Source organism: Microbacterium sp. bgisy203, from assembly GCF_965345155.1.
GTDB lineage: Bacteria > Actinomycetota > Actinomycetes > Actinomycetales > Microbacteriaceae > Microbacterium.
Map to the genome: position 1 here is coordinate 1 of NZ_CBDRLZ010000005.1, position 14846 is coordinate 14846.

Annotated in this window: 15 protein-coding genes; 6 read left to right on the plus strand and 9 right to left on the minus strand. The window is 68.3% G+C overall.

Annotation, left to right across the window (positions count from 1 at the left end; all coding sequences use genetic code 11):
• Nucleotides 1–111: 111 nt before the first annotated feature.
• Nucleotides 112–1029 (plus strand): 5'-3' exonuclease, encoded by a 918-nt coding sequence (locus tag ACRVYW_RS09160; RefSeq protein WP_431803865.1) that lies wholly within the window; start codon nt 112–114, stop codon nt 1027–1029.
• A 21-nt stretch (nt 1030–1050) separates the two neighbouring features.
• On the opposite strand, the gene ACRVYW_RS09165 is transcribed toward ACRVYW_RS09160, so the two are convergent.
• From ACRVYW_RS09165 to trpD, 3 genes are all read right to left on the minus strand, one after another.
• A complete protein-coding gene (locus tag ACRVYW_RS09165; protein ID WP_431803867.1) occupies nt 1051–2043 on the minus strand; it encodes a PHP domain-containing protein in 993 nt (330 codons plus the stop codon).
• A 51-nt stretch (nt 2044–2094) separates the two neighbouring features.
• Nucleotides 2095–2589 carry an aromatic ring-opening dioxygenase LigA gene (locus ACRVYW_RS09170; RefSeq protein ID WP_431803869.1) on the minus strand — a complete coding sequence of 165 codons (495 nt, stop codon included), beginning with the start codon at nt 2587–2589 and terminating at the stop codon, nt 2095–2097.
• A gap of 119 nt (nt 2590–2708) precedes the next feature.
• Nucleotides 2709–3785 carry an anthranilate phosphoribosyltransferase gene (gene trpD / locus ACRVYW_RS09175; RefSeq protein WP_431803871.1) on the minus strand — a complete coding sequence of 359 codons (1077 nt, stop codon included), beginning with the start codon at nt 3783–3785 and terminating at the stop codon, nt 2709–2711.
• Nucleotides 3786–3918: 133 nt separating this feature from the next.
• Between trpD and ctaE the strand changes: the two genes are divergently transcribed.
• From ctaE to ACRVYW_RS09200, 5 genes are all read left to right on the plus strand, one after another.
• A complete protein-coding gene (gene ctaE / locus ACRVYW_RS09180) occupies nt 3919–4563 on the plus strand; it encodes an aa3-type cytochrome oxidase subunit III (RefSeq protein WP_431803873.1) in 645 nt (214 codons plus the stop codon).
• A 20-nt stretch (nt 4564–4583) separates the two neighbouring features.
• Nucleotides 4584–5384, plus strand: coding sequence for a cytochrome bc1 complex diheme cytochrome c subunit (gene qcrC / locus ACRVYW_RS09185; RefSeq protein WP_431803875.1), 801 nt, complete (start codon nt 4584–4586; stop codon nt 5382–5384).
• Nucleotides 5385–5436: 52 nt separating this feature from the next.
• Nucleotides 5437–6516: a cytochrome bc1 complex Rieske iron-sulfur subunit gene (gene qcrA, locus ACRVYW_RS09190; RefSeq protein WP_431803877.1), complete on the plus strand. Its 1080-nt coding sequence runs from the start codon at nt 5437–5439 to the stop codon at nt 6514–6516.
• Nucleotides 6513–8258: a cytochrome bc1 complex cytochrome b subunit gene (gene qcrB / locus ACRVYW_RS09195; protein ID WP_431803879.1), complete on the plus strand. Its 1746-nt coding sequence runs from the start codon at nt 6513–6515 to the stop codon at nt 8256–8258. Before qcrA ends, qcrB begins: the two co-directional genes overlap by 4 nt.
• A 78-nt stretch (nt 8259–8336) precedes the next feature.
• Complete coding sequence (locus ACRVYW_RS09200; RefSeq protein ID WP_431803881.1) at nt 8337–8801, plus strand: rhodanese-like domain-containing protein; 465 nt, start codon at nt 8337–8339, stop codon at nt 8799–8801.
• 41 nt (nt 8802–8842) lie between these two features.
• Here the strand turns inward: ACRVYW_RS09200 and ACRVYW_RS09205 are convergent, their stop codons facing one another.
• The 6 genes from ACRVYW_RS09205 to ACRVYW_RS09230 all read right to left on the minus strand — a co-directional run bounded on the left by ACRVYW_RS09205 (nt 8843) and on the right by ACRVYW_RS09230 (nt 14791).
• Entirely contained in the window at nt 8843–9634 is a 792-nt protein-coding gene (locus tag ACRVYW_RS09205; protein WP_431803883.1) for a PP2C family protein-serine/threonine phosphatase, read from the minus strand.
• 23 nt (nt 9635–9657) lie between these two features.
• Nucleotides 9658–10095: a cytochrome c oxidase subunit 4 gene (locus ACRVYW_RS09210; RefSeq protein ID WP_431803885.1), complete on the minus strand. Its 438-nt coding sequence runs from the start codon at nt 10093–10095 to the stop codon at nt 9658–9660.
• The gene (gene ctaD, locus ACRVYW_RS09215) at nt 10096–11859 is read right to left on the minus strand and encodes an aa3-type cytochrome oxidase subunit I (RefSeq protein WP_431803887.1); all 1764 of its coding nucleotides are present in this window, start codon (nt 11857–11859) and stop codon (nt 10096–10098) included.
• Nucleotides 11859–12755: an aa3-type cytochrome oxidase subunit II gene (gene ctaC / locus ACRVYW_RS09220; RefSeq protein WP_431803889.1), complete on the minus strand. Its 897-nt coding sequence runs from the start codon at nt 12753–12755 to the stop codon at nt 11859–11861. Before ctaC ends, ctaD begins: the two co-directional genes overlap by 1 nt.
• Before the next feature lie 135 nt (nt 12756–12890).
• A complete protein-coding gene (locus ACRVYW_RS09225) occupies nt 12891–13268 on the minus strand; it encodes a HesB/IscA family protein (protein WP_431803891.1) in 378 nt (125 codons plus the stop codon).
• A gap of 131 nt (nt 13269–13399) precedes the next feature.
• Entirely contained in the window at nt 13400–14791 is a 1392-nt protein-coding gene (locus ACRVYW_RS09230; RefSeq protein WP_431803893.1) for a dipeptidase, read from the minus strand.
• Nucleotides 14792–14846: the final 55 nt, after the last annotated feature.

The following is a 14846-nucleotide window of genomic DNA, read 5'->3' on the forward strand; positions in this document are numbered from 1 at the left end:
ACCATGAACATCCAGATCGTCGAAGCCCGCACCGCCCTCGTCGACAAAACCTGCACCGAAAACCCCCGCGCCCCCGGATGCTGACCGGGGCCGACCTGTCAGGATGAGTCCGTGACCGACCGCCTCATGCTGCTCGACACCGCGAGCCTCTACTTCCGCGCGTTCTATGGCGTGCCCGACACCGTCAAGGCGCCCGACGGGCGGCCGGTCAACGCGGCCCGCGGACTGCTGGACATGATTGCGAAGCTCGTCACCGCCTACGAACCGACGCACCTCATCGCCTGCTGGGACGACGACTGGCGCCCGCAGTGGCGCGTCGACCTCATCCCGAGCTACAAGACGCACCGGGTCGCTGAGGAGGTGGCCGCCGGCCCCGACGTGGAGGTCGTCCCCGATCCACTCGAGGTGCAGATCGAGGTCATCCGCAACGAACTCGCGGCCCTCGGCGTGCCGATCGTCGGAGCGGCGGAGCACGAAGCCGACGACGTCATCGCGAGCTTCGCCTCACAGGCATCCACCCCCGTCGACGTCGTGACGGGCGACCGCGACCTCTTCCAACTCGTGGACGACGCCTCGGGCGTTCGCGTCATCTATACCGGGCGCGGCATGAGCAACCTCGACGTGCTCGACGACGCGGCCGTCGTCGCGAAGTACGGCGTTCTCCCCCGCCAGTACGCCGATTTCGCCGTGCTCCGCGGTGACGCCTCTGACGGTCTTCCCGGCGTGGCGGGCATCGGCGAGAAGACCGCGGCCACGCTCCTCCAGAAGCACGGCGACCTCGCCGGCATCCGCGCGGCCGCCGAGAACGGCGACGGCCTGACCGCCGGCGTCCGCGCGAAGGTCCTCGCCGCGGGCGACTACCTCGCCGTCGCCCCCACCGTCGTCGAGATGGTGCGCACCCTCGATCTCCCGGACATCGACGCCCGTCTGCGCGAACCGGATGCCGAGGCGATCGCCGCCGTCGACGCCGCCTGGAACCTCGGCTCGCCCCTTCAGCGCGCCGTCGCCGCGATCACGGCGCGCGCCTGAGCACGCGCCGCCCGCGCGCGCTCACCGTTCGCGCGCCGTCCACTCCTGCAGTCGCTCCAGCGGCCAGGTGTTGACGACGCGCTCCGCGGGCACGCCTGCCCGCTCCGCGCGCGCCGCGCCCTCGTCCAGCAGACCCAGCTGGCCCGGCGCGTGCGCATCGGAGTCGATCGAGAACAGGCATCCCGCCTCCAGCGCGACGGCGATCAGCTCATCCGGCGGGTCCTCGCGCTCCGGCCGGGAGTTGATCTCGACGGCGACGCCGTGCGCCGCGCACGCGTCGAACACAGCGCGCGCATCGAATTGCGAGGGCGGCCGCGTGCCGCGCTCCCCCGCGATCAGCCTTCCCGTCACATGCCCGAGCACGTCCACCAGCGGGTCCGACGCGGCTGCGACGAGACGACGGGTCATCGGACCCCGCTCCATCCGCAGCTTCGAGTGCGCCGAGGCCACCACGATGCCCAGTTCGCCCAGCAGGTCGCGGTCCTGATCGAGCGCTCCGTCGTCGAGGATGTCGACCTCGATGCCGCTCAGCAACGTGAACCCGTCGTCCGAGAACGCCGCGAGGAGCGCCATCTGCTCGCGCAGACGGTCGGCCGACAGTCCCTTCGCGACGCGCAGGCGCGGCGAGTGATCGGTGAGTGCGAGGTACTCGTGCCCGAGCGCGCGGGCGGCGGCGACCATATCCGCGATCGGCGTCGTGCCGTCGGACCAGTCCGTGTGGCAGTGCAGGTCACCGCGCAGCGCCGCACGCAGGGTCGAGTGCGATGGCGCGTACCGCGCGCGCAGCTCGGCGAGGTAGTCGGGGACACGCCCATCGAGTGCCTGCTGGATGACGGCGAAGGAGGAGTCGCCGATCCCCGGACGGCGTCGGAGTGACGCGGCATCCGCCACTTCTGCGGGCGTGAGACCCGCGACGACGGATGCCGCCGTGCGGAACGCCTTCGACCGGTAGCGCGACGCCCGCTCGCGCTCGAGCAGGCTCGCGATCTCGGTGAGGGCGTCGACGGGGTCCATGGTCGGAACGCGGAGCGGACCCGGGGACCTCCCCGAGCCCGCCGCGGAACCTCACGCCTTCGTGATCACCGACCGGCGCACGATCACCGGCACCTGCGCCAACCGGTTCAAGGCGAACCCGAAGAACAGCGACAGGATGCCGACTCCGATCGCGAACGCGGCGACGCCGAACGAGACGACGGAGGTGAACAACGACGCCCGGAGGAACGACGCGTTCATCATGACCTGGCGCACCGGGTCGTCCTGCGCGAGCTCGGCGTACGTCTTGCCTCCGGAGGCCTCGAGGGCGTGGTGCTGGATGATGTCCGCCTGCACGTACGCGGTGAAGGGCCCCGCGACCGTCTGCCCCTGGAACGCCATCGCGTCGTTGGGCACGGTGATGTTCTCGGCTCGCAGCTGGGTGGAGACCATGATCCAGACGACGATGCCCACGATGATGAGCACGATGCCGCCGAGGATGCCGATGACGGCGGCGAATTTGACGATGCCGACCTTCTTCTGCGGCGGCTCGAGCGTGTCGGCGGTGGTCAGGACTTCTTCGGACATGAGGGCGTTCCTCTCTCGGCGCTCCGGGGGATGCCGGGTCGTTGGGACTCACGGTATCGCCGGCCCTCACTGCCCCGCCAGGCCTTGCCCCGGAGAAACTCCCGACTCGACCGCTGTGGTCAGGCCACGTCGTTCGCCGAGCGCCCGGCACGCGTCGCCGCGACCCACCGCTCGAGCACCCCCGCGGCAGCTCCCGAATCGATCGCCTCCGCCGCGCGATCGCGCGCAGCGCCCAGTCGCTCGACGATCGGGAACTGCACCTGAGCGGCATCCTGGAACAGTTCGTACGCGACGATGCCCGCCGCAGCGTTCAGCAGCACGATGTCGCGGACCGCCCCCTTCTCGCCGTCGAGCACGCGGTGGACGACCTGCGCGTTGTGCGCGGCGTCGCCGCCGAGGAGGTCGTCGATATCCGCGCGCGGGATGCCGAGGTCGCGCGGGTCGAGGTCGTGCTCGTGCACGTCACCGCGGCTGACCTCCCAGAGTCGGCTGTGACCGGTGGTCGTGAGTTCGTCGAGGCCGTCGTCGCCGCGGAAGACGAGGGCGGTCGCGCCGCGGGTCTGGAAGACGCCGGTGATAAGGGGAACGCGGTCGAGGCTCGCGACCCCGACGGCGTTCGCCTCGGCGCGCGCGGGGTTGCAGAGCGGGCCCAGGAAGTTGAAGACCGTGGGAACGCCCAGCTCCGACCGCGTCGGACCCGCGTGGCGGAACCCGGGGTGGAAGGCGGAGGCGAACGCGAACGTGATGCCGGCCTCGGCGAGGACCTCCGCGACACGCTCGGGCGGGAGCGTCAGATCGACGCCGAGCGCACCGAGGACATCCGAGGATCCGGATGCCGAACTCGCGGCTCTGTTGCCGTGCTTCACGACCGGCACGCCGGTCGCCGCCGCCACGATCGCCGACATCGTCGAGACGTTGACGGTGCCGAACCGATCGCCCCCGGTGCCGACGATGTCGAGCACGTCAGCCGGCACAGGGAGGGGCAGCGCGGCCTCGAGGATCGCGTCACGGAACCCGACGATCTCATCGACCGTCTCGCCCTTCGCGCGCAGGGCCAGCAGGAACCCGCCGAGCTGCGAGGGCGTCGCCCGACCCTCCATCACCTGACGCATCGCCCAGGTCGATTCCGACACGCTGAGGTCGCGACGATCGAGAACGGCCGTGAGGATCTCGGGCCAGGAATAGAGCTCCGCCATGACGTCCGATCCTATCGGCAGACTGTCAGAACACTCGCGGGCCGCTCGAAGCGCCTTCCGAGGGGTCCCGAAACTCCGGTTCGCACGAGATAGACCTTCAGGGATGCGAAAACCCGTCGCCGAATCAGCCATAATGGGGAACGTGACGACCACTCCTGCCAACTATTCCGAGGCCTTGCGATCCGTGAAGCGACCGGATCCGGTCGCCGTCGGCACCATCGTGTGGCTCGGCAGCGAGGTCATGTTCTTCGCCGGCCTGTTCGCGATCTACTTCACCCTGCGCAACGCATCGCCGGGACTGTGGGCCGAGAGCACCGAGCTGCTGAACGTGCCCTTCGCCGCGGTCAACACCGTCATCCTCGTGCTCTCGTCGTTCACCGCCCAGTTCGGCGTGCTCGCCGCCGAGCGCTTCCAGCCATACCGCACCGGATCGTTCTGGAACCTCCGCAAATGGGGCATGGTCGAGTGGTTCTTCCTGTCGTTCATCATGGGCGCGGTGTTCGTCTCCGGTCAGGTGTGGGAGTACGCCACGCTCGTCGCCGAGGGCCTCCCGATCAGCGCCAACTCCTACGCCTCGGCGTTCTACCTCACCACCGGTTTCCACGCCCTGCACGTGACCGGCGGCCTGATCGCCTTCCTCCTCGTCATCGGCCGCGCTTTCGCGGTCAAGAACTTCGGCCGAAAGGAGATGACGTCCGCGATCGTCGTGTCGTACTACTGGCACTTCGTCGACGTCGTCTGGGTCGCCCTGTTCTTCGTCATCTACGTCGTCAAGTGAGAGCGGAGCCGACTCCCCTTATGTCCTCGAAGACCCCGCGCCAGAAGACCGGTCGCCGCAGCAAGTGGGCCGCCGCCGCCCTGATCGGCATCGGCCTGCTCGTCACCGGCGGCATCTACGCCGGAGCCTCCGCCGCGATGGCCGCCTCCGAGCCCGAATCGACGGCATCCACTCTCACCGTCGACGACGGCAAGAAGCTGTTCCAGGCGAACTGCGCGACCTGCCACGGCCTGAACATGGAGGGCACGGCGGAAGGCCCGTCGCTCTACGGCGTTGGCGAGCTCGCGGTCGAGTTCCAGATGTCGACCGGCCGCATGCCGCTGCAGATGCAGGGACCGCAGGCGCCGCAGAAGCCCGTGCAGTTCACCGAGGACCAGATCAAGGCGATCGCCGCGTGGGTGCAGTCGACGTCGCCGGGGCCGACGTATCCCGACGAGCACATCCTCGACGGCCAGGGCGACGTCGCCAACGGCGCCGAGCTGTTCCGCATCAACTGCGCCATGTGCCACAACGTCGCCGCCGCCGGTGGCGCGCTCACCGAGGGCAAGTACGCCCCGGCGCTCACCAGCACGAGCCCGCTGCACATGTACGCAGCGATGGTCACGGGCCCGCAGAACATGCCGGTCTTCAACAACATGACCCTCACCGAGGATGAGAAGCGCGACATCATCTCCGCGCTCGTCTACCTCCAGGAGAACGAGTCGCCCGGCGGATTCTCGCTCGGCTCGCTCGGCCCGGTCTCGGAGGGCCTCTTCATCTGGATCTTCGGCATCGGCAGCCTGATCGGCCTCACGGTGTGGATCACGGCGAAGTCGAACTGACCGAGCACCCCGCAGACATCACGCACTGACAGACGTACGGAACGGACGCACAATGGCACACGAGGAAGACGCGCTCGAGCACGAGAGGGCCGCACACGAGCCCTCCTCCGGGCTCGCGGTCGCCGTCAGCGACCCGGTGCGGAACCCCGGGCTTCCCCCGCACCGGGAGCGCATCACCGACAAGGATCCCGCCGCCATGCGCCGCGCGGTCCGGACGGTCTACACCCTCTTCTACCTCTCCGTCGCGGGGAGCATCTGGGCGGTAGCTGCCTACATGCTGTTCCCGATCGAGAGCGGCCGGGTCATCGACATCCGCCACAACAACCTCTTCATCGGTCTCGGCATCGCCCTCGCGATGCTCGCCATCGGCATCGGCGCCATTCACTGGTCCAAGGCCGTCATGAGCGACAAGGAGTTCACCGAGCCCCGCCACTCGACGCGCGGTAGCGAGAGCACCCGCGCCGCAACCGTGCAGGCCTTCCGCGACGCCAACGAGGAGTCGGGGTTCGGGCGCCGCACCGCGATCCGCGGGTCGCTCATCGCCGCCCTCGTCGCCTCAATCCTCCCCGGGATCACGCTGTTCCGCGGCCTCGCTCCGCACAACAGCAAGGCGAACCCGATCGCGGGTGACCCTGTCGCGCTCCTCAGCCACACCATGTGGAAGAAGGGCATGCGCCTCGCGCACGACCCGAGCGGCGAGCCGATCCGCGCCGCCGACCTCACCCTCGGCTCGGCCGTGCACGTGATCCCTGAGGAGCTCGCCTCGCTCAGCCACCACGACGGCTACCTCGAGGAGAAGGCGAAGGCCATCGTCCTGCTCATGCGTCTGCTCCCCGAGCAGCTGCCCGCGGAGTCCAACAACCTCGACTGGGCGTACAACGGCATCGTCGCGTACTCCAAGGTCTGCACCCATGTCGGATGCCCCGTGGCCCTGTACGAGCAGCAGACGCACCACCTACTGTGCCCCTGCCACCAGTCGCAGTTCGACGTGTCGCGCTCCGCGGCCGTCATCTTCGGCCCCGCTGCGCGCCCGCTGCCGCAGCTGCCCATCACCGTGGACGACGAGGGCTACCTCATCGCGCAGAGCGACTTCCACGAACCCGTCGGCCCGAGCTTCTGGGAGCGCCATTGAGCACCGCGACCGCCACTGAGACCCCCACGGGGACCAGCGCATCCACCACCGATGAGAAGGCCGGCACCGAGAAGCCGCTCGGCGGCCGGTTCGTCGCGGGAGCGGCGAACTACCTCGACGAGCGCACGAGCATCTCGGGCCTCGTCAAGGAGCTCGGACGCAAGATCTTCCCCGACCACTGGTCGTTCATGCTCGGCGAGATCGCCATGTGGAGCCTCGTCGTCGTCCTGCTCTCGGGTACGTTCCTGACGTTCTTCTTCCAGGCATCCATGGTCGAGACGCACTACGCCGGCTCGTTCCTGCCGCTGCGCGGCGTGGAGATGTCGGCAGCGCTCGACTCGGCCCTCCGCATCTCGTTCGACATCCGAGGCGGGCTACTGGTCCGCCAGATCCACCACTGGGCTGCGCTCGTGTTCGTCGCCGGTATCGGCGTGCACATGCTGCGCGTCTTCTTCACCGGCGCCTTCCGCAAGCCGCGCGAGCTCAACTGGGTCATCGGCTTCATCCTCTTCATCCTCGCGATGGCCGAGGGCTTCACGGGATACTCGCTTCCCGACGACCTGCTGTCGGGCAACGGCCTGCGCATCATCGACGGCATGATCAAGGGCATCCCCCTGATCGGAACCTGGACGTCGTTCCTCCTCTTCGGCGGCGAGTTCCCCGGCACCCAGATCGTGGGGCGCCTGTACACGCTGCACATCCTGCTGCTGCCGGCGATCCTCGTGGCGCTGCTCGTCGTGCACCTCATGCTGATGATCGTCAACAAGCACACGCAGTTCGCCGGTCCCGGCCGCTCGAACGACAACGTCGTGGGCTACCCGATGATGCCGGTCTACATGTCGAAGATGGGCGGCTTCTTCTTCATCACCTTCGGCGTGATCGTCCTCATCGCCTCGCTGTTCACGATCAACCCGATCTGGAACTACGGTCCGTACGACCCCTCCCCCGTCTCCGCCGGTACCCAGCCCGACTGGTACATCGGCTTCGCCGACGGTGCGCTGCGCCTCGTGCCGCCGCACCTGGAGTTCGTGCTGTGGGACCGCACGTGGTCGTTCAACATCCTGATCCCGCTCATCGTCATCGGCATCTTCATCGTGCTGGTGCTGATCTACCCCTTCATCGAGGCCTGGGTCACCGGCGACAAGCGTGAGCACCACCTCGCCCAGCGCCCGCGCCAGGCTCCGACCCGCACCGCGATCGGCGTGGCCGGCGTGATCTTCTACGCCGTGCTGTGGGCAGCCGCCTCCTCGGACATCATCGCCACGCACTTCCACCTGACGATGGAAGGCGTGATCCACGCGCTGCAGGCGCTGCTGATCATCGGACCGATCCTGGGCTACTTCGTCGCCAAGCGCATCGCGATCGCGCTGCAGAAGAAGGACCGCGAGATCGCGCTCCACGGATTCGAGTCGGGTCGCATCGTCCGCCTCCCGGGCGGCGAGTTCATCGAGGTCCACCAGCCCGTCGACGCCTACGAGCGAGTGAAGCTCGTCGATTACGAGACCTACGAGCCGCTCGTCGTGCGCCCGAACGACAAGGGGCGCATCCCGTGGCACGAGAACTTCCGCGCATCGCTGTCGCGCTGGTTCTTCGAGGATCGCCTCGCCCCTGTCACGCAGACCGAGGTCGACGCGGCGCTTGCGCACTCGCACCACGAGCACGAGGAGATCGCCGCCGGCGAGGCCGCGGAGATCGAGGGTCGCACCGAGCGCAGCTCACGGAACGAGGACGACGCGCACTGACGCAGCCTGTCCGGAAAGCGGCGGGGACTGTCCGAAAGGACGTCCCCGCCGCTTCGTCGTTCCCGTACGGTCGATCTCATGAACGACCGAGCCCCCGCTCCCCCGCAGCCCGTCTCCCCCGAGAAGCGCGCTGCCTTCTTCGTTGCGAAGCTCGCCTGTGAGACCGACCCCTCCGACGTGTACGCGGCGCTCCAGGAGGGCGCGAGATTCACCCTGGTGGACGTCCGCGCGCAGGATGCCTGGGATCAGGGCCACATCCCGGGTGCGATCCACCTGCCGCACCGCGAGATCGCCGAGCGCGGCGCGGCCGAGATCGACCCATCACTCCCCGTCGTCGTCTATTGCTGGAGCCCGGGTTGCAACGGCGGAGCGCGCGGCGCCCTGGCTTTCGCCCGGCTGGGCTACGAGGTCCGCGAGATGATCGGCGGCTACGAGTACTGGGCGCGCGAGGGGATGCCGGTGGACAGCGCGTCCGGCACTCTCCCCCGCGTCTTCGACCCGCTCGTCATGCCCGTCCGGGACCGAAGCCGCCTACGCGCCTGAGACCCGCCGCGCTCCGGAGACCGCCCGCGCAACGACAGCGATCAGCCTGCGACGAGGTCGTCGAGCTCTTCGGTGAACCTCAGCGCCGCAGCTCCCGCCAGCACCGGGCGCTCGGCGCCGGGAGCTCCGGGGACGACATCGGCGACCACCGCGGTCACGTTGTCGCGGGAGCCCGCCTCGAGAGCCGCGTCGACGACGAGCGCGGCGGCGGCGTGCGGGTCGAGCTCGGCATCGAGGAGAGCGGCGATCTCGTCGTCGGGCAGATAGTCGCTCACGCCGTCGCTGCAGACGAGCCACCGATCGCCGAGCGTCAACTCGCGCTCGGTGACGCCGGCGGCGTCGGTCTCGTCACCCCGGAGCGATGCGGTGATGATGTTCCGTCGCGGGTGGGTCATCGCGTCTTCGGCGCGCACCATGCCCCGCTCCACGAGGAGTTGCACGTACGAGTCGTCGCGGGTCTGACGCAGCAGCGCCGCCCCACGCCGCACATACGCACGCGAGTCGCCCGTGTGGGCGACGAGCAGTCGACCGTCGACGGTGATCCAGATCGCGGTGAAGGTCGTCGCCATACCCGACAGCGCGGGATCGCGCCGCACGTGCGCTCCGATGTCCCAGTTCGCCTCGCGGACGCGGTCTCGGAGCGCGGTCGCATCGGCGACGCGCGGACCGCCGGAGATGAGGCGGTGGACGAGTGCTGCGGACGCGAGGTCACCCGCTGGGCCGCCGCCGACGCCGTCGGCGACGCCTGCTCCCCAGGATGCCGTGAATGCGGCATCCTGGTTCACTTCGCGATAGCCGCCGATGTCACTGCAGACACCGGCTCGCAGCGACATCGGCACGAGCGGAAGCCACCCGGTCAGCGCGCGAAGTACCCGCGGTAGTACTCGTAGACCCAGCCCACGATCGCGACGGCGAAGACGCCCAGACCGATGGGAAGGAGGAACTGCCCGACGGCAAGGCCGAGGATGCCGAGCGCAGCGGAGAACGCGAGCACGAGCGGCCACCAGGACCAGGGGCTGAACTCACCGATCTCGGGGTCGCCGTCGTCGATGTCGGCGGTCAGCGAGTCCTCCGGCAGATCCACACCCTTCTGGGAGCGGTACACACGGTCGACGTAGAACCCGATCATGGCGGCCATGAAAACCGTGAACAGCAGTACGACGCTGCCGACCCACTCGATGGCGTTGTACCACGGGAGGTTCGAGTGCTCGATGATGTTCCACCCCGTATAGAGGGCGAAGCACAGGAAGAAGAACCCGGCGAGAATCCACCAGAGGTTGATGTTGGTCTTCACTTACTTGACCTCTCCGTCCGCGACATCGACGACAGGAGCATCGGGCGCGTCCTTCGCCGGCCCCACACCGACGGGCACGGCGGCCTCGGGGTGGTTGAGGTCGAACGCCGGGCGCTCGCTGCGGATGCGCGGGATCGACGTGAAGTTGTGGCGGGGCGGCGGGCAGCTGGTCGCCCACTCGAGCGAGCCGCCGTAGCCCCACGGGTCGTTGACGGTGACCTTGGGCGCCTTGCGCGCGGTGATCCAGACGTTCAGGAAGAACGGGATCATCGAGGCGCCGAGGATCATGGCACCGACCGTGGAGAGCTGGTTCTGCCACGTGAAGCCGTCGGCCGCCGAGTAGTCGGCGTAGCGGCGGACCATGCCCTCGACGCCGAGCCAGTGCTGGACGAGGAAGGTCATGTGGAAGCCGATGAACAGCAACCAGAAGTGCACCATACCGAGACGCTCGTTGAGCATGCGCCCCGTCCACTTCGGCCACCAGAAGTAGAAGCCGGCGAACATCGCGAACACGACCGTGCCGAAGACGACGTAGTGGAAGTGTGCGACGACGAAGTACGAGTCGGAGAGGTGGAAGTCGAGCGGCGGCGAGGCGAGGATGACGCCGGTGAGGCCACCGAAGACGAACGAGACGAGGAAGCCGAGCGAGAACACCATCGGCGTCTCGAAGGTGATCGACCCTCGCCACATCGTGCCGATCCAGTTGAAGATCTTCACACCCGTCGGCACCGCGATCAGCATCGTCATCAGGGCGAAGAACGGCAGGAGCACCGCTCCCGTCACGTACATGTGGTGCGCCCAGACCGAGACGGACAGGGCCGCGATCGCGATCGTCGCGTAGACGAGCGTCTTGTATCCGAAGATCGGCTTGCGGCTGAAGACCGGGAAGATCTCCGAGACGATGCCGAAGAACGGCAGCGCGATGATGTACACCTCGGGGTGCCCGAAGAACCAGAAGAGGTGCTGCCAGAGGAGCACTCCGCCGTTGGCCGGGTCGTAGATGTGGGCGCCGAGCACGCGGTCGGCGGCGGCGGCGAGGATCGCGGCGGCGAGCACGGGGAACGCCATCAGGATCAGGATGCTCGTGACGAGCGTGTTCCACGAGAAGATCGGCATGCGCCACATCGTCATGCCGGGCGCGCGCATCGTGAGGATCGTCGTGATGAAGTTCACGGCGCCGAGGATCGTTCCGAAACCGCTCATGCCCAGGCCGAGCATCCAGAGGTTTCCACCCGCACCGGGCGAGAAGCTCGCACCGGCCAGCGGCTGATAGGCGAACCATCCGAACGCGGCCGCACCCTGCGGGGTGAGGAAGCCGGCGACGGCGATGAGCGAGCCGAAGATGAACAGCCACAGCGCGAAAGCGTTCAGCCGCGGGAACGCGACGTCGGGAGCGCCGATCTGCAGCGGGAGGATCGCGTTGGCGAACCCGGCGAACAGCGGCGTCGCGAACATCAGCAGCATGATCGTGCCGTGCATCGTGAACAGCTGGTTGTACTGCTCCTTCGTGGGAAGGATCTGCATTCCGGGCTCGAAGAGCTCGGCACGGATGATGAGGGCCATCACGCCGCCCAGCAGGAAGAACAGCACCGAGGCGATGAGGTACATGTACCCGATCGTCTTGTGGTCGGTGGAGGTGATCCACTTGACGATGATGTTGCCCTTCTGGTCGACGCGCGACGAGCTCATGAGAGCTGCCTGGCGCGGCGGAAGGGTGGTGGGACGGTGGGGAGCGCCGCTCTGGAGCTCGAGCGTCGTGGCCATCAGTTGTCTCCCTCGGACTCGGAGGCGCCCGTGCCCGGCAGGTTCTGCAGGCGGTCGTAGGCGTCGTTGATGTCACCGGCCTGGCCGGCCTCGCGCAGACTCTCGAGGTAGGCGTCGTATTCCTCCCGCTCGACGACCTTCACCTTGAAGAGCATCATCGAGTGGTACTCGCCGCAGAGCTCGGCGCACTTGCCGTCGTACTCTCCGACTCGGGTGGGCTCGAACGACATGTAGTTGTCGCGCCCGATGTACATGTCCTTCTTGTACAGGAAGTCGATGATCCAGAACGAGTGGATGACGTCACGCGAGGTGAGCTTGATTTTCACCTTCTCGTTCACGGGCAGGTACAGCGTCGGCAGCTCGCTCGTGATGTCACCGCGGTCATCGGCCTGCGCCTGGACGCCCATGGTCCAGACCGCGTCGTCCGAGTCCTCGCAGTCCTGCTCGGCGTACTGGAAGTCCCAGGCCCACTGCTTGCCGATCGCCGTGATGCAGACATCCGGCTCTTCGTACTGCGTCTCAATGATCGCCTGGTCGCGCGCCGTGAAGGCGAAGAAGCCGATGACGAGGATGAGCGGGACGATCGTGTAGAAGATCTCGACCGGCATGTTGTAGCGCAGCTGCACCGGCAGGCCCGTCTGGCCCTTGCGGCGACGATACGCGATGGCGGCCCAACCCATGAGGGCCCAGGTGATGACACCGACGACGAGCAACACGATCCACGAGTTGACCCACAGCCCCGAAATCATCTGGGTGTGGTTCGTGGCCTGGGTACCGTCTTCGGTGAAGCCCGGGAGGAAGCCGTTCAGCTGGCTGGGCGTGCAGCCCGCGAGGGCGATCGCCGTGGCGATCCCGAGCGGGATGACGGCCCAGCGGAGGCGGCGTGTGACGCGCACGGTGCACCTTTCGGGGTCATGAAGGTCGAACACCGTTCAGTCTAGGGCAACCTCCCACGCGATTCAGGCCATGCGCCCAGGATGTCCGGGGTCAGCACGGCACTTTTTGCGGCGTGATCAGCGGGAAGGAAACCCTCAGTGGAAGCTGTCGCCACAGGCGCAGCTGCCGGCGGCGTTCGGGTTGTCGATCGTGAAACCCTGCTCGGAGATCGTGTCCTTGAAGTCGATCATCGCGCCGTCGAGGTACGGCACCGACATATCGTCGACGATGACCTCGACGCCGTCGAAGGCGACGGCCTGGTCGCCGTCGAGGAAACGCTCGTCGAAGTAGAGCTGGTAGATGAGCCCCGAGCAGCCACCGGGCTGCACGGCGACGCGTAGGCGCAGGTCGTCGCGGCCCTCCTGCTCGAGGAGGCTCTTCACCTTGGCGGCGGCGGCGCCGGTGAGGCCCACGCCGTGCGCCTTGTCCGCGGTGTCGTCGGTGGTGGCGGTCGTGATGGTGGTGTCGGTCATGGCACTCTCCCCGAAGCTCGGGCCGGTATGAGCCGGCTGGATGCCTCGATTCTACGCGCTCGACTCGCACGGGGGCCGGATGCCGCCGGCGCCGCTCTCTCGCCGCGGTCGCGTCACGTGCCGTGGTCGCTTCACTCGCCGCGGTCGAGGCGCTCCAGCAGCAGCGCCTCGGAGACGAGGGCGTGGCGGAAGGTCTCGAGGTGCAGCGACTCGTTCGGGCTGTGGGCGCGCGCGTGCGGGTCTTCGACACCGGTCACGAGGATCTCGGCACCGGGGAACTCGCGCACGAGGTCGGCGATGAAGGGGATCGACCCGCCGACGCCGATGTCGATCGGCTCGACGCCGTAACCCTCCGCGAGCGCGGTGCGCGCGTGGGCCACGGCGCTGCCGCTCGTGTCGACGAGGAAGGGATTGCCGCAGTCGACGTCCGTGAAGGTCAGCTCGGCGCCGAAGGGCGCGTGAGCGCGCAGGTGGGTCTCGATGGCCTCGTACGCCTCCCGCGCGTCCTGACCGGGCGCGACGCGCATGCTGATCACGACGGACACCTCCGGCGAGAGCGTGTTGGAGGCGTTCCGAACGCTCGGCGCGTCGATGCCGGTGATCGTGATCGACGGCTTGTTCCAGATACGACTGAGGATCGTGCCTCGCCCGATCGGGCTGACGCCGGCGGGGAGCCCCGCCTCGTCGCGCAGGGTGTCCTCCGAGTACTCGGGGGTCGCGGCATCCCGCTCGGTGAGCCCCGCGACCGCCACGGCGCCGTCGTCGTCCCAGAGCGTCGACAAGAGCTTCACCGTGGCGAGCATGGCATCGGGCACCGCTCCTCCGAACATGCCCGAGTGCGACGCGTGCTCGAGCGTCTTCACGCGCAGGGTGAATCGCGCGTTGCCGCGGAGGGAGACGGTCAGCGCAGGAGTCGCCGCGTCCCAGTTGCCCGAGTCGGCGACGACGATGACGTCGGCGCGCAGCGCGTCGGCGTTCTCGTGCAGGAAGGCCGCGAACGAGGCGGAGCCCGCTTCCTCCTCCCCCTCGATGAAGAGGTTCACGCCGAGATCGAAGTCGGGGCCCAGCGCCTCGACCAGGGCGCGGAGCGCGCCGACGTGCGCCATGACCCCCGCCTTGTCGTCCGCGGCTCCCCGCCCATACAGACGCCCGTCGCGCACCGTAGGCTCGAAGGGCGCCGACTCCCACAGCGACTCGTCGCCGACCGGCTGCACATCGTGGTGGGCGTAGAGAAGGATCGTCGGCTTGCCGCCGCGGGCGGCACGGGTCGCGAGCACCGCCGGCATCCCCTCGACGCCCGTCTCGGGAATGACCGCCGTCTTCACCTCGACGCGATCGAAGATGCCGAGGTCGTCGAGGAGTCCCTGAACGGCCGTCGCGGAACGCTCGACCTCCGACCGGTCGAACCCGGGGAATGCGATGGACGGGATGCGCACCAGGCGTCCCAGATCGGCCAGGGCGGCGGGGACGGCAGCCAGGGCGGCTTCGCGGACGGAGGCGGGACGGGACGGGACGGAGGTCATGCGGGTAATCTTAGGAGGAGCGCTCCGCGCGGCCGACGCCGCCGTCGATACCGCA

Excerpts from the sequence above, each read along its gene's own strand:
- ACRVYW_RS09205 (WP_431803883.1), bottom strand. The coding sequence starts at position 9,634 with ATGTCGCTGCGAGCCGGTGTCTGCAGTGACATCGGCGGCTATCGCGAA.
- qcrC (WP_431803875.1), top strand. The coding sequence starts at position 4,584 with ATGTCCTCGAAGACCCCGCGCCAGAAGACCGGTCGCCGCAGCAAGTGG.
- ACRVYW_RS09200 (WP_431803881.1), top strand. The coding sequence starts at position 8,337 with ATGAACGACCGAGCCCCCGCTCCCCCGCAGCCCGTCTCCCCCGAGAAG.
- ctaE (WP_431803873.1), top strand. The coding sequence starts at position 3,919 with ATGGGGAACGTGACGACCACTCCTGCCAACTATTCCGAGGCCTTGCGA.
- ctaD (WP_431803887.1), bottom strand. The coding sequence starts at position 11,859 with ATGGCCACGACGCTCGAGCTCCAGAGCGGCGCTCCCCACCGTCCCACC.
- qcrA (WP_431803877.1), top strand. The coding sequence starts at position 5,437 with ATGGCACACGAGGAAGACGCGCTCGAGCACGAGAGGGCCGCACACGAG.
- ACRVYW_RS09170 (WP_431803869.1), bottom strand. The coding sequence starts at position 2,589 with ATGTCCGAAGAAGTCCTGACCACCGCCGACACGCTCGAGCCGCCGCAG.
- ACRVYW_RS09165 (WP_431803867.1), bottom strand. The coding sequence starts at position 2,043 with ATGGACCCCGTCGACGCCCTCACCGAGATCGCGAGCCTGCTCGAGCGC.
- ACRVYW_RS09230 (WP_431803893.1), bottom strand. The coding sequence starts at position 14,791 with ATGACCTCCGTCCCGTCCCGTCCCGCCTCCGTCCGCGAAGCCGCCCTG.
- trpD (WP_431803871.1), bottom strand. The coding sequence starts at position 3,785 with ATGGCGGAGCTCTATTCCTGGCCCGAGATCCTCACGGCCGTTCTCGAT.
- ACRVYW_RS09225 (WP_431803891.1), bottom strand. The coding sequence starts at position 13,268 with ATGACCGACACCACCATCACGACCGCCACCACCGACGACACCGCGGAC.